At 41.1% G+C, this 18823-nt stretch carries 17 protein-coding genes; 15 read left to right on the top strand and 2 right to left on the bottom strand.

Annotated elements, in window-relative coordinates; translation table 11 throughout:
• The first annotated feature begins 3 nt into the window (after positions 1-3).
• The 3 genes from WG905_RS19080 (at position 4) to WG905_RS19070 (ending at position 3827) form a co-directional block, all read left to right on the top strand.
• A complete protein-coding gene (locus WG905_RS19080; protein WP_339593359.1) occupies positions 4-666 on the top strand; it encodes a GDSL-type esterase/lipase family protein in 663 nt (220 codons plus the stop codon).
• Positions 667-684: 18 nt separating this feature from the next.
• Positions 685-2976 (top strand): beta-glucosidase BglX, encoded by a 2292-nt coding sequence (gene bglX, locus WG905_RS19075; protein ID WP_339593358.1) that lies wholly within the window; start codon positions 685-687, stop codon positions 2974-2976.
• A 65-nt stretch (positions 2977-3041) separates the two neighbouring features.
• Positions 3042-3827 carry a carboxylesterase family protein gene (locus WG905_RS19070; protein WP_339593357.1) on the top strand — a complete coding sequence of 262 codons (786 nt, stop codon included), beginning with the start codon at positions 3042-3044 and terminating at the stop codon, positions 3825-3827.
• Here the strand turns inward: WG905_RS19070 and WG905_RS19065 are convergent, their stop codons facing one another.
• Together WG905_RS19065 and WG905_RS19060 are read right to left on the bottom strand one after the other, a co-directional pair.
• Positions 3828-4553: a YebC/PmpR family DNA-binding transcriptional regulator gene (locus tag WG905_RS19065; RefSeq protein ID WP_339593356.1), complete on the bottom strand. Its 726-nt coding sequence runs from the start codon at positions 4551-4553 to the stop codon at positions 3828-3830.
• 15 nt (positions 4554-4568) lie between these two features.
• A complete protein-coding gene (locus WG905_RS19060; RefSeq protein ID WP_339593355.1) occupies positions 4569-5519 on the bottom strand; it encodes an NAD-dependent epimerase/dehydratase family protein in 951 nt (316 codons plus the stop codon).
• A gap of 171 nt (positions 5520-5690) precedes the next feature.
• Between WG905_RS19060 and WG905_RS19055 the strand changes: the two genes are divergently transcribed.
• From WG905_RS19055 to dacB, 12 genes are all read left to right on the top strand, one after another.
• Positions 5691-6359 (top strand): gluconate 2-dehydrogenase subunit 3 family protein, encoded by a 669-nt coding sequence (locus tag WG905_RS19055; protein ID WP_339593354.1) that lies wholly within the window; start codon positions 5691-5693, stop codon positions 6357-6359.
• Between the two features lie 21 nt (positions 6360-6380).
• Positions 6381-8084, top strand: a complete 1704-nt coding sequence (locus WG905_RS19050) for a GMC oxidoreductase (protein ID WP_339593353.1) — start codon at positions 6381-6383, stop codon at positions 8082-8084.
• A gap of 20 nt (positions 8085-8104) precedes the next feature.
• Entirely contained in the window at positions 8105-9244 is a 1140-nt protein-coding gene (locus WG905_RS19045; protein WP_431844529.1) for a Gfo/Idh/MocA family protein, read from the top strand.
• A 3-nt stretch (positions 9245-9247) separates the two neighbouring features.
• Complete coding sequence (locus tag WG905_RS19040) at positions 9248-10300, top strand: sugar phosphate isomerase/epimerase family protein (protein ID WP_339593351.1); 1053 nt, start codon at positions 9248-9250, stop codon at positions 10298-10300.
• Between the two features lie 13 nt (positions 10301-10313).
• Positions 10314-10703, top strand: a complete 390-nt coding sequence (locus WG905_RS19035) for a c-type cytochrome (RefSeq protein WP_339593350.1) — start codon at positions 10314-10316, stop codon at positions 10701-10703.
• 41 nt (positions 10704-10744) lie between these two features.
• Positions 10745-12202 carry a Gfo/Idh/MocA family protein gene (locus WG905_RS19030; RefSeq protein WP_339593349.1) on the top strand — a complete coding sequence of 486 codons (1458 nt, stop codon included), beginning with the start codon at positions 10745-10747 and terminating at the stop codon, positions 12200-12202.
• Between the two features lie 197 nt (positions 12203-12399).
• Complete coding sequence (locus WG905_RS19025; RefSeq protein ID WP_339593348.1) at positions 12400-13092, top strand: 3-keto-disaccharide hydrolase; 693 nt, start codon at positions 12400-12402, stop codon at positions 13090-13092.
• Positions 13093-13119: 27 nt separating this feature from the next.
• Positions 13120-14364: a nucleoside permease gene (locus tag WG905_RS19020; protein WP_339593347.1), complete on the top strand. Its 1245-nt coding sequence runs from the start codon at positions 13120-13122 to the stop codon at positions 14362-14364.
• Positions 14361-15248 carry a hydroxypyruvate isomerase family protein gene (locus WG905_RS19015; protein WP_339593346.1) on the top strand — a complete coding sequence of 296 codons (888 nt, stop codon included), beginning with the start codon at positions 14361-14363 and terminating at the stop codon, positions 15246-15248. Before WG905_RS19020 ends, WG905_RS19015 begins: the two co-directional genes overlap by 4 nt.
• 12 nt (positions 15249-15260) lie before the next feature.
• A complete protein-coding gene (locus tag WG905_RS19010) occupies positions 15261-16133 on the top strand; it encodes a sugar phosphate isomerase/epimerase family protein (RefSeq protein ID WP_339593345.1) in 873 nt (290 codons plus the stop codon).
• Positions 16134-16202: 69 nt separating this feature from the next.
• Complete coding sequence (locus WG905_RS19005) at positions 16203-17195, top strand: aspartate-semialdehyde dehydrogenase (protein ID WP_339593344.1); 993 nt, start codon at positions 16203-16205, stop codon at positions 17193-17195.
• A gap of 83 nt (positions 17196-17278) precedes the next feature.
• Positions 17279-18691, top strand: a complete 1413-nt coding sequence (gene dacB, locus WG905_RS19000) for a D-alanyl-D-alanine carboxypeptidase/D-alanyl-D-alanine endopeptidase (protein ID WP_339593343.1) — start codon at positions 17279-17281, stop codon at positions 18689-18691.
• The last annotated feature ends 132 nt before the right edge of the window (positions 18692-18823 follow it).

The raw sequence follows: 18823 nt of genomic DNA, 5'->3' as shown, positions 1-18823 counted from the left end.
TATATGAAACGTTTCTATTTTCTCCTCTTCTTTGCTACAGTTTTAATTAGTGCTGAATCCAATGCACAAAACAAGCCGGCTTTCTGGGATGACATTCAACAATTTAAGCAAAAAGACAGCATCTCAAAGCCACCCAAAAAGGGGATTATATTTATAGGGAGTTCCTCTTTTACCAATTGGAAAGAACTGGAAACTGTATTTAAAGATTATAAAGCGATCAACAGGGGCTTCGGTGGGTCAACGCTCGCTCAGGCTAATTATTATATTGCAGACCTGGTGTATCCTTATGAGCCAAAACAGGTAGTCATTTATAGTGGTGAAAATGACATCGCTTCAGATCATATCACCGCATTACAAACTTTAGACCGGTTCAGTGCACTTTTCAGCAATATCAGAAAGAAGTATCCGAATGCTGTTGTCACTTATATCTCCATCAAAAGCAGTCCTTCGAGAAAAAATTATGCAGAGATCATGACACATGCCAATACACTGATTAAAAATTACCTGGCTAACTACAAGAACACCAGTTTTGTTGATGTAAACAGCAAAATGTTAACGGAAAATAAGGAGCTGAGGCCGGAACTTTTCCTGGAGGACATGCTTCATTTGAATGCAGCTGGTTATGCCATCTGGATAAAAGAGATTACGCCCTATTTAGTTAAATAGCACCTAAATTTTTATACCATGAAACCTGCCCTCCTGTTATCAATGGTTGCCATGCTGAGCTTTCATACTTTATTGGCACAAACAAAACGCATTACACCGGATGATAAGGAAATGAACGCCTTCATCACCAGGCTTATGGATAAAATGACGGTAGAGGAGAAGATTGGTCAGCTCAACTTGCCTTCTGTAGGTTTTGATGTGACCGGGCCAATTTTAAGTCAGGGGGTAGATGAAAAAATTGCTAAAGGTTTGGTAGGTGGGGTATTCAACACATTTACACCAGCAGCGGTAAAAAAATTGCAGGACCTGGCGGTAAATAAAACACGTTTAAAGATACCCTTGTTATTTGGTTATGATGTAATTCATGGCCACAAGACCATATTTCCGATTTCACTGGGTTTGAGTGCAACCTGGGATATGGACCTTATTGAAAAAAGCGCGAGAATTGCCGCCAGGGAGGCAAGTGCCGACGGCTTAAACTGGACCTTTTCGCCGATGGTTGACATTTCCCGGGATCCCAGGTGGGGACGTGTCTCTGAAGGCTCCGGCGAGGACCCTTTCCTCGGCTCCTTAATTGCAAAAGCGATGGTGAAAGGGTACCAAACCAATAGCTTAGCAAATAAAGACGCCATTTTATCATGTGTGAAGCATTTTGCTTTATATGGCGCTGCTGAAGCGGGAAGGGATTACAATACGACCGACATGAGCTTAAACAGGATGTACAACGAGTATTTCCCTCCTTACCAGGCTGCTATTGATGCAGGCGCAGCCACAGTGATGGCCTCTTTCAATGATATTAATGGAATGCCTGCCACAGCAAATAAATGGCTCATGACCGATGTTTTACGCAATCAATGGGGTTTTAAGGGTTTTGTGGTCACCGATTACACTGGCATTCCGGAACTGATTGCACATGGCCTGGGTGATTTGAAAACAGTGAGTGCACTGGCTTTAAATGCAGGGATTGATATGGATATGGTTGGTGAGGGCTTTTTAACAACCATTAAACAAAGCTTAGCTGATAAGACGCTCAGCATGGCTACCCTGGATCAGGCATGCCGTAGAATTCTGGAGGCGAAATACAAACTGGGCCTCTTCGCCGACCCCTATAAATATATCAGTGAAGAGCGTGCAAAAAATGAAATCATGACCACTCAAAACAGGTTGGACGCGCGGTTGATTGCACAGGCATCCATGGTTTTACTGAAGAACAAAGATGGCCTATTACCTTTAAAAGGTAATGCCAGAATAGCGCTGATTGGTCCTTTAGCTGACAATAGAAGAGATATGATTGGAAGCTGGAGTGCGGCAGGCGACTGGAAAAAAGCGATCAGTGTGTTGGAAGGGTTGAAAAGAGTTGCCCCTAAAATGGAGATCAGTTATGCTAAAGGAGCCAATTTAGTGGATGATCCGCTACTGTTAAAACAAATTAACAACAATGGAGCAGAAATAACACCAGATAAGAAATCGCCGGCACAATTAATTGACGATGCTGTAGCCATCGCAAAGAAATCCGACATCGCTGTACTGGTATTAGGAGAAAGTGCGATCATGGGTGGAGAAGCCACCAGTCGCACTAATTTAGACCTTTTACCCAACCAGCAAGCACTTTTAAAAGCAATTATCAACACGGGTAAACCTGTGGTATTGTTAGTGATGAGCAGTCGCCCGTTAACACTGGAATGGGAAGATACCCACGTTAATGCCATGATGGCAACCTGGTTTGCAGGTACTGAAGCTGGAAATGCCATTGCAGAAGTATTGGTAGGAAATTATAACCCCGCGGGGAAATTGACAGCAACCTGGCCACGCCATGTGGGGCAGATCCCTTTATACTATAACCATAAAAGTACCGGCCGGCCTTATGAGGGAAACTTCCTAGAAAAATACAAATCCCGTTACCTTGACAGTCCGAATGACCCTTTATATCCCTTTGGTTATGGCTTGAGCTTTACCAGCTTTTCATATTCGCCTGTTACCTTAAGTAACCCTAAACTGGATGCCGCAGGAAAAATTCAGGCCAGTGTGGTCGTTAAGAACACTGGAAGTTACGATGGACAAGAAGTTGTGCAACTCTATATTCAGGATATTTATGGATCCATCACCCGTCCCGTTAAAGAACTAAAAGGTTTTAAAAAAATCTTCCTGAAAAGAGGAGAAAGTAAAAAGGTTGATTTTTCTATTGGTATTGATGACCTGAAGTTTTACAATGCGGAGCTTAAATATGTCGCAGAACCGGGGGACTTTAAAGTGTTTATAGGCACTAATTCGAGGGATGTGAAAGAATCGCAATTCACATTTGTGAAATAAGAAACAAAATGCTTTTAATTAATAAAATATGCAGAAAATAGATAAAGGTTATTTACTTTAGAAATATGAAAACCGCTCCTATTATTTTATCCATGCTAATGATCCTTTGCGGGTTAAAAACTTCTGCTCAAATTTCAACTGATTATAAGGAAGCGCGTTATATCAATGGCAAAGACAGCATCAGTTACAGAATTCTTATGCCGGAGAACTTCAATCCTGCTAAAAAATATCCGGTTATCTTTTTCCTGCACGGAAGCGGTGAGCGTGGCGATGACAATCAAAAGCAATTAATCCACGGCGGAAACTTATTTACAAAACCTGAGATACGCGATAAGTTTGAAGCCATTGTGATTTTCCCACAGTGCCCGCAAAATGACTTCTGGTCAAATGTGGAAATAAAGGGTGGCCAAACCGGTAAAAACAGGTTCAACTTCCAAAAAGGGGGAAAACCTACCGCGGCAATGCGTGCGTTGATGGGTATGATTAATGAGCAGATAGATGAGCCTTATGTAGATAAGAAACAGGTTTATGTTGGCGGGTTATCCATGGGTGGCATGGGGACCTTCGAAATATTGAGGCGCAAGCGTAAAACCTTCGCTGCAGCCTTTACCATTTGTGGAGGCGACAATATCGCCAATGTGAAGAAATATAAAAATGTTCCCTTATGGATCTTCCATGGTGGAAAAGATGATGTAGTCAGTTTTGAGTTATCAAAAGACATTGCAGATCATCTGAAAATAATTGGCAAGGAAGTGAAGTATACTTTATATGAAGATGCCAATCACAATAGTTGGGATTCAGCTTTCGCTGAACCACAATTATTGCCTTGGTTATTTTCACATCAAAAATAACTATCCTTCCATGTTATGATATACGGCCTGTACATCATCATCCTCTTCCAGTTTATCGATAAGTTTAAAAACATCTACTGCTTCTTCTTCAGTAACGGAGGTAGTAGATAAAGCGATACGCTCTAATTTAGCACTTTTCAATTCAACGCCGAGTTCTTCCAATGCTTTTTGCATTTTTCCGAAATCTTCAAAGGCAGTTTGAACAACTGCGATGTCATTTCCTTCCTCGTCTGCCTCTACATATAATTCTTCGAGACCTGCATCAATTAATTCAAACTCTAATTCTTCGAGGTCCTTTTCGCCCGGTAAAAACCTGAAAATGGATTTACGGTTGAATATAAAGTCAAGGGAACCAGTTTTGCCCAGCGTGCCACCTGTTTTGTTAAAATAGCTGCGTACATTGGCAACGGTCCTGTTTGTATTGTCTGTAGCCGTTTCTATTAAAATGGCAACACCATGTTGTGCGTATCCTTCGTAAACATATTCTTCATAGCCGTTTTCATCCTTGTTAGATGCTCTTTTAATGGCTGCATCTACCCTATCCTTTGGCATATTTACAGCCTTCGCATTCTGGATAGCCGTACGCAAACGAGAGTTGGTTTCCGGATGAGGCCCATTGTCCTTTACTGCCATTACAATCTCTTTACCGATACGGGTAAATTGAACGGCCATTTTTGCCCAACGTTTAAACTTTCTTTCTTTTCTAAATTCGAATGCTCTTCCCATAGTGGTATAAGTTTATTACTTATTATTTTTTAAGTTCTCCAACATATCCTGTGTCAGTTTAGCCAAATCAAATTCTGGCTTCCAGCCCCAGTCAGCGGCGGCGGTACTGTCATTAATTGACCTGGGCCAGCTGTTAGCGATTTGCTGACGTGGATCGTTATCAGTGTAAGTTAATTTAAATTCAGGAATATGTTTCCTGATTTCTGAAGCAAGATCTTCGGGAGTAAAACTAACTCCGGAAAAGTTATAACTCGAACGAACGGTTAATTTACTTGCTTCCGCATCCATTAATGCAATGGTACCACGGATGGCATCATCCATATACATCATTGGCAATTTAGTATCTGCAGATAAAAAAGACGCATAACTACTTTTCTTTAAAGCATCATGGAAAATATGAACGGCATAATCGGTAGTACCACCACCCGGTGCGGCTTTCCAGCTAATTAATCCCGGATAGCGAATGCTCCTTACGTCCAGTCCGAATTTCTGATGGTAGTATTCACACCACCGCTCACCGGCAAGTTTGCTGATGCCATAAACTGTGTTAGGATCCATGATGCAATCCTGCGGCGTGTTTTCTTTCGGCGAACCAGGTCCGAAAACTGCAATAGAACTTGGCCAGTAAACTTTGGCTGTTTTATAGGCCATGGCTAAGTCAAGGATATTTAATAATCCGTTCATGTTTAAATCCCAGGCCAACTTTGGATTTTGCTCACCTGTGGCCGACAATAAAGCCGCCAGCAGGTAAACCTGGGTAGGCCTGTATTTCTGAAACAAGTTATTTAATGTATCTTTCTCTAAAACATTCACAAATTCAAAAGGGCCAGAATTCTTGATATCATAATCAGGTCTGCGAATATCACAAGCAACTACTTTACTTTCTCCGTAGGTTTTCCTCAAAGTGCTAACCAACTCTGTCCCGATTTGTCCGTTTGAGCCTAATACTATTATTCTTTCAGTCATTAAAAATACGTTTTGGCAAAGGTAAAAAAATGAAGGATATTTTATTGAGGTAACAAAATCAATATAAATGGAAATGATTTTAATGAAATAATATACTTTGCGTTGTCTTTTTATTATTTTAGAAGATTAAAATTTCAAAGAGAACCTATACAAACCCCATAAATAATTAATATGAACAGAAGAGACGCAGTCAAAAGTGTTGCTTTTTTACTGGGAGGAGCCCTTTCTGCTACCACCATCGGTGTTTTTCTGGAGGGTTGCGGCCCCTCAGATAAAAAAGGTAATGCTTCCCTATTTTCAGCAGATCAGGAGAAATTAATTACAGAAATTGCAGACATCATTATCCCAACTACATCTACGCCAGGTGCTAAAGCTGCTGGAGTAGGGCCATTTATTCCAATGATGATCCAAGATTGTTATCCTGAAGATGCCCAAAAAGCATTTGTTAAGGGATTAGAGGACATTGAAGCCCGGTCTAAAAAAGACTTTGGTAAATCGTTCCTCGAGATTTCAGTTAAAGAGCGCGAGCAGCTGATTGGGAAAGTGAGAGAAGAAACTCTTGCAGAACAAAAGAGTGAAAAAGACAAATCAGAAGAAGAAAGAAAAGCTGCTGAAAACACGGTAGTAAAAAAATCTGAAAAAGAGGAAGCAGGCAAACCGATGAATGCAAAAGAAAGAAAAGCGGATAAGCCTTTATTCTTTGCAATTATGCGCGATTTAACCATATTAGGTTATTTCACTTCTGAAATAGGTGTTACGCAGGCATATGAATATTTAGAAATCCCTGGCCGTTACGATGGCTGTGTAGACCTTAAACCAGGTCAAAGAGTTTGGGCATAGTAATTAATCACAAAAACAAACATGAGTAATTTAAATACAAAAGCTACGGCACAAAACACCTATGACGCAATCGTTGTCGGCTCTGGAATTAGTGGCGGCTGGGCTGCAAAAGAACTGGCAGAAAAAGGCTTAAAAGTGTTGATGCTGGAAAGAGGCAGAAACATTGAACATATAAAAGATTATACCACGGCAATGAAGAAGCCATGGGAGTTTGAGCACAGAGGAAGGTTAACTGAAGAACAGAAAAGAACGCACCCGGTACAAAAAAGGGATTACCCTTACCAGGAGTACAATGAGAGCTTTTGGGTTGACGATCTTGAATGTCCGTACACAGAGGTAAAACGTTTTGATTGGTATAGGGGCTTCCATGTAGGGGGAAAATCACTAATGTGGGGCCGTCAAAGTTACCGTTTAAGTGACCTGAATTTTGAAGAAAACTTAAAAGACGGTCATGGTAATGATTGGCCGATCAGGTATAAAGACATTGCACCGTGGTATGATTATGTAGAAAAGTTTGCAGGTATCAGCGGGCAGGCAGAGAACTACCCTCATTTCCCTGACGGTCAGTTCCTTCCACCTATGGAAATGAACTGTGTAGAAAAATCTGTTAAGAAACGTGTTGAAGATCATTGGAACAGATCCAGGCTCATTACTATTGGCCGTACAGCTAATTTAACTGTACCTCACGGTGGAAGAGGTAAATGTGAGTACCGTAATTTATGTAGCAGGGGTTGTCCTTTTGGTGCTTACTTCAGCACACAATCCTCTACCCTACCTGCGGCAATGGCGACCGGTAATTTAACTGTGCGTCCATTTTCTATTGTTAACCAGGTGATCTATGACAAGGAAACTCAAAAAGCCAAAGGTGTATTAGTGATTGATGCCGAAACAAACGAAAACATAGAATATTTTGCAAAGATCGTTTTTGTAAATGCATCTACTTTAGGTACTGCTTTCCTATTGTTAAATTCAACTTCTGATGAGTTCCCTGATGGTTTAGGAAATAGCAGCGGACAACTAGGGCACAACTTAATGGATCACCATTTCCGTTGTGGTGCTTCGGGACGTGCGGAAGGATTTGAGGACAAATATGTTTACGGCAAACGTGCAAATGGAATTTACATTCCGAGGTACAGAAATGTTGGCAACGATAAACGTGATTATGTAAGAGGTTTTGGTTACCAGGGAAGTGCAAACAGAGGTAACTGGCATGCTGATGTTGCAGAAATGGCCTTTGGTGGTGATTTCAAAGATATGATGACCAAACCAGGCGCATGGAATATGGGACTTGGTGGTTTTGGTGAGTCTTTACCTTACTATGAAAACCGAGTTTTCATTGACAAAACTAAAAAAGATAAATGGGGTCAGGCTGTTCTGGCAATTGATTGTGAGTTTAAAGAAAACGAACAAAAAATGCGCGTGGACATGATGAACGATGCGGCAGAAATGTTGGAAGCAGCAGGTCTGAAGGATATAAAAACTTACGACAATGGCTCTACACCAGGAATGGCGATCCATGAAATGGGTACTGCAAGAATGGGTAATGATCCAAAAGATTCAGTATTGAATAAATGGAATGCAATGCATGAGGTGAAGAACGTATATGTAACTGATGGTTCATGTATGCCTTCAGCAGCTTGTCAGAACCCTTCCTTAACTTATATGGCCTTAACAGCAAGGGCTTGTGATCATGCAGTTAGTGAACTAAAAAAAGGTAATCTTTAATGGTTTTGGGAAAATTAAGAATGGGCATGATTGGCGGTGGAAAAAATGCCTTTATCGGCGCTGTCCACCGCATTGCAGCTAACATGGATGGATTAATTGAACTGAGCTGTGCCGCTTTAAGTTCCAATCCTGAAACTGCAAAAGCTTCCGGAAGAGCGTTGTTTATTCCGGAAGACCGAAATTATGGCAGCTACAAGGAAATGATTGAAGCGGAGTCTAATCTCCCTGAAGATCAGCGTATGCACTTTGTGAGCATTGTGACGCCTAATTTTGCACATTTTGAACCTGCAATGATGGCTTTGGAGCATGGGTTCCATGTCGTTATAGATAAGCCTATCACTTTAACCCTTGAAGAAGCTAAAAAGCTAGATGCTAAAGTGAAAGAAACAGGATTGATTTTGTGCTTAACCCATACCTATTCGGGTTATCCGATGGTAAAGGAAGCACGACAATTGATTGCTGAAGGAAAGCTGGGCAAAATCAGGAAGGTATGTGTGGAATACCCACAGGGATGGCTTAGTGAGCCTTCCGAAAATGAAGGCAACCAACAAGCTGCGTGGCGCACTGACCCCGCGAGAAGCGGCATCAGTGGCTGCATGGGCGATATTGGCACACATGCAGCGCAGCTTGCAGAATATATTTCAGGTTTAGAAATTACCAAAATATGTGCTGACTTGAACCGTGTGGTGGAGGGAAGGCTGTTAGATGATGATGGTAATGTACTTTTGAAATTTGATAATGGAGCAAACGGTATTTTAATGGCTTCGCAAATTGCTGCCGGTGAAGAAAATGCGCTGGTTATAAAAGTATATGGCGAAAAAGGTGGTCTTGAATGGCACCAGGAAGAACCAAATACTTTGAAAGTAAAGTGGCTTGATGCACCTTCACAGATTTACCGCACCGGTCATGACTATCTTGGTTCGTATGCACAACATAACCACAGAACGCCGGCCGGGCATCCGGAAGGGTACCTGGAAGCATTCGGCAATATTTATAGAAACTTTGCCTTAACCATTACGACGACTTTGGCTGGTGGCACTCCTACAAAAGAAATGCTGGATTTCCCAGGTTCTGCTGATGGCGTTAGAGGCATGGCATTTATTGAAAATGTAGTAGCTTCGGGGCAATCAGATCAGAAATGGTTTGACTTTAAAATTTAACAAATGACGACAATCAAAGGACCAGCAGTTTTTTTAGCGCAATTTATTGGAGACCAGGCACCATTTAATTCATTAGATGGTATTTGCCAATGGGCAGCAGATTTAGGCTTTAAAGGTATACAGATGCCTACCCTGGATGCACGATTTATTGATTTACAGAAAGCAGCGGAAAGTAAAACTTATGCTGATGAATTAAAAGGTAAAATCGCTTCCTATGGCTTAGAGATTTCTGAATTATCCACCCATTTGCAAGGGCAATTGGTGGCTGTAAATCCTGCATATGACCTTGCATTTGATGCCTTTGCACCAGATGCTTACAAAAACAACCCAAAAGCAAGACAAGAGTGGGCGGTGCAACAAATGATGTATGCTGCTAAAGCTTCGCAGAACCTGGGCCTAAAAGCGCATGCTACGTTCAGTGGATCTTTGTTATGGCATATGTTTCACCCATGGCCACAAAGGCCAGAAGGTTTAGTTGACGCAGCTTTTACGGAACTTGCTAAGCGCTGGGTTCCTATTTTGAATGAATTCGATAAAAACGGCGTAGATGTATGTTATGAGATTCACCCCGGTGAGGACTTATTTGATGGCATTACCTATGAAATGTTTTTAGAAAAGGCAAATAATCATCCAAGGGCATGTATTTTATATGACCCCTCCCATTTTGTGCTGCAACAATTGGATTATATACAGTATATTGATTTTTATCATGAAAGAATTAAAGCTTTCCATGTTAAGGATTCGGAGTTTAATCCTACTGGCAAACAGGGGGCATTTGGCGGATATCAAAGCTGGACAAACCGGGCAGGTCGTTACCGCTCGCCGGGAGATGGACAAGTAGATTTTAAAACTATTTTTAGTAAACTAGCGCAATATGATTTCCCGGGATGGGCCGTGATGGAATGGGAATGTTGCATTAAAGATTCCAATACAGGTGCCCGTGAAGGCGCTGAATTTATTAAAAATCACATCATACCGGTTACTGAACGTGCATTTGATGATTTTGCCGCATCAGGTGGAAATGATGATTTTAACAATAAGATTTTAGGAATTTAAAAAACACACAGATATGAAAAAGATAATGTTAATTTTAGGCTGCTTTACATTGGCCATGGCCTCATGTGGAAATGATGCTTCTAAATCAACCGAGGAGAGCACAACGACGACAACAACAACAGAAAGCACTGCACCAGCTCCTACCGAAGCCATGCTTCCGGGTGAAAAGTTAATCGCAAAATCAGATTGTATAGGCTGTCATAACAAGACTCAAAAAGTCATTGGCCCATCCTACGTTGACATTGCTGCAAAGTATACCGAAAAGGATGTCGATTACCTGGCTGACAAAATCATCTCCGGTGGTAAAGGTGTTTGGGGTGAAGTTGCAATGACACCACACCCAACAACTCCCCCTGATGATGCCAAAGAAATGGTAAGATATATCTTAACTCTTAAAAAGTAAATTTATAAGCTACTTATAGAAACCTAAAACCAGACAAAACTATGGAAGAACCAATTAAAGATAAAAACGCAGCAGGAAGACGGTCGTTTCTTAAATCAGCAGCTCTTGCTTCTGCTGCCTTTATGATTGTACCAAGACACGTATTAGGTGGTAAAGGATTTTTAGCGCCCAGCGATCGGCTTATCATTGCCGGTGTAGGTGTTGGTGGTAAAGGGCAGTCTGACATTGCGAGTTTTTATAAAAGTGGAAAAGCAGACATCGGTTTCCTATGTGATGTTGATACACGCAGGGCTGCAAATTCTGTTAAAGCTTTTCCAAAGGCTAAGTTTTACAAAGACTGGCGTGAAATGTACGACAAGGAGCATAAGAACTTCGATGCCGTTTCTGTTTCGACACCAGACCATAACCATGCAGTACAGGCCATGGGCGCTATGCAACTTGGAAAACATGTTTATGTTCAAAAACCATTGTCACATGATATCTATGAAGCGCGCGCACTTACTGCAGCAGCTAAAAAATATAAAGTAGTTACACAGATGGGTAACCAGGGTGCTTCAAACGATGGTCCCCGTCAAATGAAAGAATGGTATGATGCAGGTCTGATTGGTGATGTACATACTGTGTATGCATGGACTGACAGACCGGTTTGGCCTCAGGGTATTCCATGGTCAGCAAATAAAGCCGAAGTTCCAAAAGAATTGGATTGGGATCTATGGTTAGGAACTGCACCTTACAAAGATTATGTTGATAAACTGGTTCCTTTCAACTGGCGTGGCTGGTGGGATTATGGAACAGGTGCATTAGGCGATATGGGATGCCATTTGCTGGAAGCTCCTTTCAGTGTGCTTAACCTGAAATATGCAAGTGAAGTTCAGGCAAGTGTTGGTTCTGTCTATGTAGATGAATTTAAACGCGGTTATTTCCCTGATAGCTGTCCTCCATCAAGTCATGTGACCTTAAAATTCCCTAAAACAGAGAAAACTAAAGGTGACGTTGTTGTACACTGGATGGATGGTGGTATTCAGCCGGAAAGACCTGAAGAACTAGCTGCCAACGAAACATTTGGTGATGGTGGAAATGGAACGCTGTTTATTGGAACGAAAGGTAAAATGATGGCCAGTACCTATAGTGCAAACCCACGCTTATTACCACTTAGCCGCAACAATGACATTAAAGTTCCGGAAAGATTTGCACGTGTAAAAGATGCTGCCAATGGTCACTATGCGCAGTGGGTAGAAGCAAGTATTGCAGGACACGGAAAAAAAGAGCTGAGTTCACCATTTGAAATCGCTGGTCCGCTGACAGAAGCCTTATTGATGGCAAATCTTGCGATCAGAGGTGTAGATGTTCAACGCAAAAATGCTGAAGGTAAGATTATTTATCCAGGCAGAAATATCAAATTATTGTGGGATAACGACAACATGAGAGTTACGAATCTTGATGAAGTTAACCAATTTGTAAAACGTGATTACCGTAAAGGTTATACTTTAGGAGTTTAATTAATAATGAGGCTGTATCATCACCTGCTGCGTCATAATGACCAAAGGTGTGCTACAGCCTTTTTTCAAAAAAAACAAATCTTTTTTTTTAATCATCATAAACTTATGATAGCTTCATCACCTTTAAAGAACTAAATGAAGATGAATAATTATAAGCTAATGACAGCTTTATTACCTTTTAAAAACACTAGAAACAGATGAAAAGAAACATTATATCAGCCATTATCTTAACAGCGATGTTGAGCGGCGGTGCGGCAATGGCACAGAAAAAGAATGGATGGGTAAAGCTCTTTGATGGCAAAACTACCCAAGGATGGCATACTTATGGAAAAAACACAGCAGGTACTGCCTGGAAAGCTGAAAAAGGAGCTTTACGTTTTGACCCTAAGGCTGACAAAGCACAACGAGGAGATATTGTTACAGACAAGGAATACAGCAATTTTCATTTAAAACTGGAATGGAAAGTAGCACCGAAAAGTAATAGCGGAATTATGCTATTTGTGCATGAGGAACCGTCAAAATACCGTCAGACTTACAGCACAGGACTTGAGATGCAGGTATTGGATAATGAAGGACATCCGGATGGAAAAATCACAAAACACAGAGCGGGTGACCTGTATGACTTGATTAAAAGCAGTTCGGAGCCTGTAAAACCAGTTGGCCAATGGAACAAAGTAGAGGTTGTCAGCAATAATGGCAAACTGGATTTCACATTAAACGGGGTGAAAATTGTATCTACCACCATGTGGGACGAAAACTGGAAAAACATGATCGCAGGAAGCAAGTTTGCTACGTGGGAAAACTTCGGAACCTTTAAATCGGGTAAGATTGCCTTACAGGATCACGGTGATGAAGTATGGTACAGAAATATCTCCATTAAAGAGCTTTAAATTTAAACAAGATAAAATATAACCCATATGAACTTAAGCAACCGCATTAAATTATCGAGCATGATGTTCCTGGAATTCTTTATCTGGGGTTCCTGGTTTGTAACCCTCGGTACTTTTCTAGCTAACAATTTAAATGCTACAGGCTCTCAAACGGCCTCTGTGTTTTCAACTCAATCCTGGGGTGCCATCATTGCTCCTTTTATCATTGGCTTGATTGCTGACCGATATTTTAATGCAGAAAAAATCCTGGGGGTTTTACATTTAATCGGAGCTGTGCTCATGTACCAAATGTATTCAGCACCCGATATTTCTGTGTTCTATCCGTATGTTCTTTCTTATATGATCCTGTTCATGCCTACACTGGCATTGGTGAATTCTGTATCCTTTAACCAGATGAGAGATCCTGAGAAGGAATTTTCCACAGTTAGGGTTTGGGGTACCATTGGATGGATCATTGCGGGGTTGCTGATTAGTTTTATATTCCACTGGGATACTGCAGCAGCAACATCAGAAGGCATGTTGAAAAACACGTTCTTAATGGCAGGTGTTGCGTCCTTAATTTTGGGACTCTTCAGCTTTGCCTTACCAAAGACACCTCCAAAAGTGGCTACGGGAGAAAAAATTAAAGTATCAGAAATACTTGGTTTAGATGCCTTGAAATTGCTGAAAGATAAAAACTTTGCCATATTCTTTATTGCATCTATTCTTATCTGTATTCCTCTTGCCTTCTATTACCAAAATGCGCACCCATTCCTTTCTAGTGTTGGAATGGATGATCCAACCGGAAAAATGACGATCGGACAGATATCTGAAGCATTGTTTTTATTATTACTGCCACTATTTTTCAAGAAATTCGGCTTTAAGAAAACTATCCTTGTCGGTATGCTTGCCTGGGCTGTACGTTATGCTTTATTCGCTTACGGTAACGCTTCAGATTTAAGCTTTATGCTGATCCTCGGAATCGCCTTACATGGTGTTTGTTATGATTTCTTCTTTGTATCCGGACAAATATATACCAATTCAAAAGCTGGAGACAGGTATAAAAGTGCAGCACAAGGCTTAATCACCCTTGCAACTTATGGTGTAGGCATGCTTATTGGATTTGAAGTAGCTGGTTTTATTACCGATACTTATAAAACTGCCGATGGCGGAATAAATTGGCAGATGATCTGGATCGTCCCTGCTGGAATTGCAATTGTGGTATTCTTGTTGTTCACCATTTTCTTTAATGATAAGAATGAGGTTAAAGAACCAGTATTAGAAAAAATATGATAAAATCTGAAAATAGCAGAAGAACTGCTTTAAAAAATATAGTTGTGGGTACAATAGCATTAGGTGCATCAGGTGCCTTACCTGCCTTTTCAGCTGATGAAGTTCCTTCATCAGCTCCTTTAAAAGGAAACATTAATCATGCAGTTTGCAGATGGTGTTTTCCTGATCTTGATTTGGACACCCTTTGCAAAGAGGCTAAGAAAATCGGCATCACAGGTATTGACCTGGTAGGCCCTAAAGATTGGCCGATCCTGAAGAAACACGGACTTACCTCCACCATGTGTAATGGTGCAGAAATCAATTTAGTGGATGGCTGGAATGATCCTAAGTTTCATGACACGCTGATAAAAAACTATACGGAGATGATCCCTAAAGTTGCCGCAGCGGGTTACAAAAACCTGATCTGTTTTAGTGGTAATCGCAGAGGAAAAGATGATGAAACCGGATGGAACAATTGTGTGCAGGGCCTCAAAAAAATCATTGGCCTGGCGGAAAAACACAATGTAGTGCTTGTCATGGAATTGCTGAACAGCAAAGTGGACCATAAAGATTACCAGTGTGACCATACCGCCTGGGGTGTTGAACTTGCTAAAAGACTGGGCTCGGAAAACTTCAAACTACTTTACGATATCTATCACATGCAAATTGACGAAGGCAATGTGATCAACACAATCAAAAAAAGTCACCCTTATATTGCCCATTACCATACAGCAGGTGTACCGGGTAGAAATGAAATTGAAGATCAGCAGGAGTTATATTATCCTGCAATCATGAAGGCTATTGTTGCAACAGGATTTAAAGGCCATGTAGCACAGGAATTTATTCCCAAGAAAGCCAATAAAGTTCAATCATTAAGTACTGCTGTTAAAATCTGTGACGTTTAATCATTATCACCCATGAATTCAAGACGAACCTTTATCAAACAAGTGAGCATGGCAACTGCTGGTGTGCTTTTTATGCCAACCTTTGCTTGTGCAGCGCCAGAAAAGAGAATCGGCATACAACTCTATTCGCTGAGAGACCAGTTGCCAAAAGATGTTAAAGGCGTCATCAGAAAAGTCGCAGAGGCCGGTTATAAGGATGTAGAAACTTATGGTTACTCTATAAAAGACAAATTCTGGGGATTAGAACCCGCAGCATTTAAAAGCTTGCTGGATGAAAATGGTTTAAAAGCACCAAGTGGACATTACGGTATGGATAAATACTTTACTGATGGCACTACCGATGAATTGAAGTCTTATATTGAAGCTTCAAAAATAGTTGGCGGCCAATACATCAGTGTTCCTTATCTAGGGGATGCATTAAGAAAAAACATCGACGATTATAAAAAGGTTGCAGCAGCATTAAACAAGGCAGCAGAACTTTGCCAGGCATCAGGTTTAAAATTGACCTACCACAACCATGACTTTGAATTCCAGCAGTTTGGAGATACCAATGGCTACCAGGTGATGTTAAAAGAAACTGATCCTAAGCTGGTTCAGTTTGAGCTTGACCTTTATTGGGTTGCCAGGTCCGGTCAGGATGCTGTAAAATTATTCAAAGAAAATCCAGGGCGTTTCCCTTTATGGCATATCAAAGATATGGACAAAGCAAATCCCGAAATCAACACAGAAGTTGGTTCTGGAAGCATTGACTACAAAAAAATCTTTGAAAGTGCGCAATTGGCTGGTTTAGAATATCCTTTCTTGGAACAGGAAAACTTTTCAATAGACCCTTTTGAAAGCATTAAAAAAAGTTATAATTACATCAATACAGAATTAGTAGGTTAAACACTAGAGATTTTTCACCATATTTGGATGATATAATTCTTAATTATTTAACCTAGAACAGAATATTCAATGAAAGTCGCAGTAGTAGGTGCCACTGGCTTAGTAGGCACTGTCATCTTAAAAGTGTTAGAAGAACGCAATTTCCCATTAACTGAGTTAATCCCCGTTGCATCAGAAAAGAGTGTAGGTAAAGAAATCACTTTTAAGGGTAAGAAGTATGCTGTGGTAAACATAGATACGGCTATTGCAATGAAACCAGATATTGCACTATTCTCTGCTGGTGGTACTACATCATTGGAACAAGCACCACGTTTTGCGGAAGCTGGATCGATCGTAATTGATAACTCCTCTGCATGGCGCATGGATCCTTCCAAAAAACTAATCGTTCCGGAAGTAAACGCAGATGTATTGTCTATTGATGATAAGATTATTGCAAATCCGAATTGCTCTACCATCCAAATGGTTGTCGCTTTAAAACCTTTGCACGATAAATATAAAATTAAACGTGTTGTTGTTTCTACTTACCAGTCAGTAACTGGAACAGGCGTAAAAGCTGTAGAACAAATGATGAATGAGCGTAAAGGTATTATTGATGGACCAATGGCTTATGCATATCCGATCGATTTAAATGTCATCCCTCAGATTGATGTATTCCAGGAAAATGGCTACACCAAGGAAGAAATGAAAATGATCCTGGAAACGCGTAAGATACTGTCTGATGACACGATCCGCATCACCGCAACAACTGTCCGCATTCCAGTAATGGGCGGGCACTCAGAATCCGTAAATGTGGAGTTTGAAAATGATTTCGATGTTGCTGAAGTAAGATCACTTTTAGAAAAAACACCAGGAATAATTGTTGTTGATGATATCGCCAACCTGAAATACCCAATGCCAAAAGATGCCCATGAAAAAGATGAAGTATTTGTTGGCCGTATCAGACGTGACGAGTCAATGCCAAATTCATTAAACATGTGGATCGTAGCAGACAACCTGCGTAAGGGTGCAGCAACAAATGCTGTTCAGATTGCAGAATATTTGCTAAGATCAGAACTAATATAAATTAATTTATACCAGGATGTGATGCTTTAACAGTTTACCTACTGTTGAGGCATCACATTTTTTTATGACCAAAAATCTTAACCATGAAGTTCAAATCCAAGGTTCTCCTTGCTTCTTTAGTGTTGTGGCAAGGCCTCGCTGCTGCACAAAACCCTGTTCAAAAACTCGACCAGGCGTACAAAGTCTTAACAGCAGATCCCCAAACCAAATACGCGCTCACTTCACTATGTGTGTTAGATGCCAATACAGGACAGGTCATATTTGGCAGGAATGAAAATATTGGTATGGCAACCGCCTCCACCCTCAAAACAATTACCGCTGCAACAGCATTTGGAATTTTAGGCAAAGACTTTAAATACCAAACCAGGCTGGCCCATAGTGGAACTATCCATAATGGTGTGCTTAAGGGAGACCTGATCATTATTGGTGGTGGAGATCCTACACTAGGCTCCTCGCGCTATTCACAAAGCAAAGAAAATGAAATCCTCAGTCAGTGGGTAAAAGCCATCAAAGAAGCAGGAATCAATCAAATTGAAGGCCGGGTAATTGGTGACGACAGTGCCTGGGGTACAAGTTCAATGCCGCTGGGATGGACCTGGCAAGACATGGGCAACTATTACGGTGCCGCCCCTTCGGCACTCAGCTGGCGTGAAAACCAGTTCGACATTCACCTAAAAGGGGGTAACGGTGTGGGTCAACCTGTTACCATGGTAAAAGTGCAGCCTGCCATGCCTTATCTTCAAATCGTTAACGAGTTAACCACCGGTCCTGCAGGTACTGGCGATAATGCCTATGCTTTTCTTCCACCCCTCTCCTCCATCGCTTATTTAAGAGGCACCTGGGGTTTGGGCATCCGTAAAACTGGCATCGCCGCAGCACTGCCAGATCCAGCATATGATGCGGCCTATCGTCTTCAAGACACGCTAAAGCGCTTAGGCATCGCCAAAATAAAGGAAGTCAGCACCTCAAGGAAACTCAGCGCAGAAAAATTACCCATGCCCGCCATCACTAAAGAATTGATCAGTATCAATTCACCCACGTTAAGTCAGATTATCTATTGGTTCAACAAAAAAAGCATTAATCTTTATGGTGAAAATTTAATGCGGACTTTAGCCTGGAAAGCTGGCAAACCAGCCACCACAGCCAATGGGACAGCGATTGCGATCGACTACTGGAAAGGTAAAGGCATAGATCCAAATGCCTTAAATATGGCAGATGGAAGTGGATTATCTCCGGCAACAAGAGTGACCACTTATGCCATGGCAAAAATTTTATACCAGTCGCAACAAGAACCATGGTTTAAAGAGTTCTATGAGTCTTTGCCCGAATTCAATGGCATGAAGATCAAAAGCGGGAGTATCAATGATGTATCCGCTTTTGCAGGTTATTACACCAACCCAGCAGGGAAGAAATACATTGTGGTCATCAATGTGAACAACTACAATGGATCCGGAATAAACAAAAAGATCTACAAAGCACTGGATGCCTTAAAATAAACAATTGAACGGAACGAGTGCCGTGATCTCCTATTGACACCAGTCCCACGATTTATTAATATCTTGCAGCCGTATTCTTTAATAGTCTTTGAAAACAACACTATTTAAATAGCGTAATGTTGGTTGAATAGG

Origin of the sequence: Pedobacter immunditicola (genome assembly GCF_037482985.1) — a bacterium.
Taxonomy (GTDB): domain Bacteria; phylum Bacteroidota; class Bacteroidia; order Sphingobacteriales; family Sphingobacteriaceae; genus Pedobacter; species Pedobacter immunditicola.
This window is presented reverse-complemented; position numbering and strand designations above follow the sequence as displayed.

Bases quoted from the DNA above. Each gene is read 5' to 3' on its own strand.
- WG905_RS19080 (WP_339593359.1), top strand. From the start codon at position 4: ATGAAACGTTTCTATTTTCTCCTCTTCTTTGCTACAGTTTTAATTAGT.
- bglX (WP_339593358.1), top strand. From the start codon at position 685: ATGAAACCTGCCCTCCTGTTATCAATGGTTGCCATGCTGAGCTTTCAT.
- WG905_RS19070 (WP_339593357.1), top strand. From the start codon at position 3,042: ATGAAAACCGCTCCTATTATTTTATCCATGCTAATGATCCTTTGCGGG.
- WG905_RS19065 (WP_339593356.1), bottom strand. From the start codon at position 4,553: ATGGGAAGAGCATTCGAATTTAGAAAAGAAAGAAAGTTTAAACGTTGG.
- WG905_RS19060 (WP_339593355.1), bottom strand. From the start codon at position 5,519: ATGACTGAAAGAATAATAGTATTAGGCTCAAACGGACAAATCGGGACA.
- WG905_RS19055 (WP_339593354.1), top strand. From the start codon at position 5,691: ATGAACAGAAGAGACGCAGTCAAAAGTGTTGCTTTTTTACTGGGAGGA.
- WG905_RS19050 (WP_339593353.1), top strand. From the start codon at position 6,381: ATGAGTAATTTAAATACAAAAGCTACGGCACAAAACACCTATGACGCA.
- WG905_RS19045 (WP_431844529.1), top strand. From the start codon at position 8,105: ATGGGCATGATTGGCGGTGGAAAAAATGCCTTTATCGGCGCTGTCCAC.
- WG905_RS19040 (WP_339593351.1), top strand. From the start codon at position 9,248: ATGACGACAATCAAAGGACCAGCAGTTTTTTTAGCGCAATTTATTGGA.
- WG905_RS19035 (WP_339593350.1), top strand. From the start codon at position 10,314: ATGAAAAAGATAATGTTAATTTTAGGCTGCTTTACATTGGCCATGGCC.
- WG905_RS19030 (WP_339593349.1), top strand. From the start codon at position 10,745: ATGGAAGAACCAATTAAAGATAAAAACGCAGCAGGAAGACGGTCGTTT.
- WG905_RS19025 (WP_339593348.1), top strand. From the start codon at position 12,400: ATGAAAAGAAACATTATATCAGCCATTATCTTAACAGCGATGTTGAGC.
- WG905_RS19020 (WP_339593347.1), top strand. From the start codon at position 13,120: ATGAACTTAAGCAACCGCATTAAATTATCGAGCATGATGTTCCTGGAA.
- WG905_RS19015 (WP_339593346.1), top strand. From the start codon at position 14,361: ATGATAAAATCTGAAAATAGCAGAAGAACTGCTTTAAAAAATATAGTT.
- WG905_RS19010 (WP_339593345.1), top strand. From the start codon at position 15,261: ATGAATTCAAGACGAACCTTTATCAAACAAGTGAGCATGGCAACTGCT.
- WG905_RS19005 (WP_339593344.1), top strand. From the start codon at position 16,203: ATGAAAGTCGCAGTAGTAGGTGCCACTGGCTTAGTAGGCACTGTCATC.
- dacB (WP_339593343.1), top strand. From the start codon at position 17,279: ATGAAGTTCAAATCCAAGGTTCTCCTTGCTTCTTTAGTGTTGTGGCAA.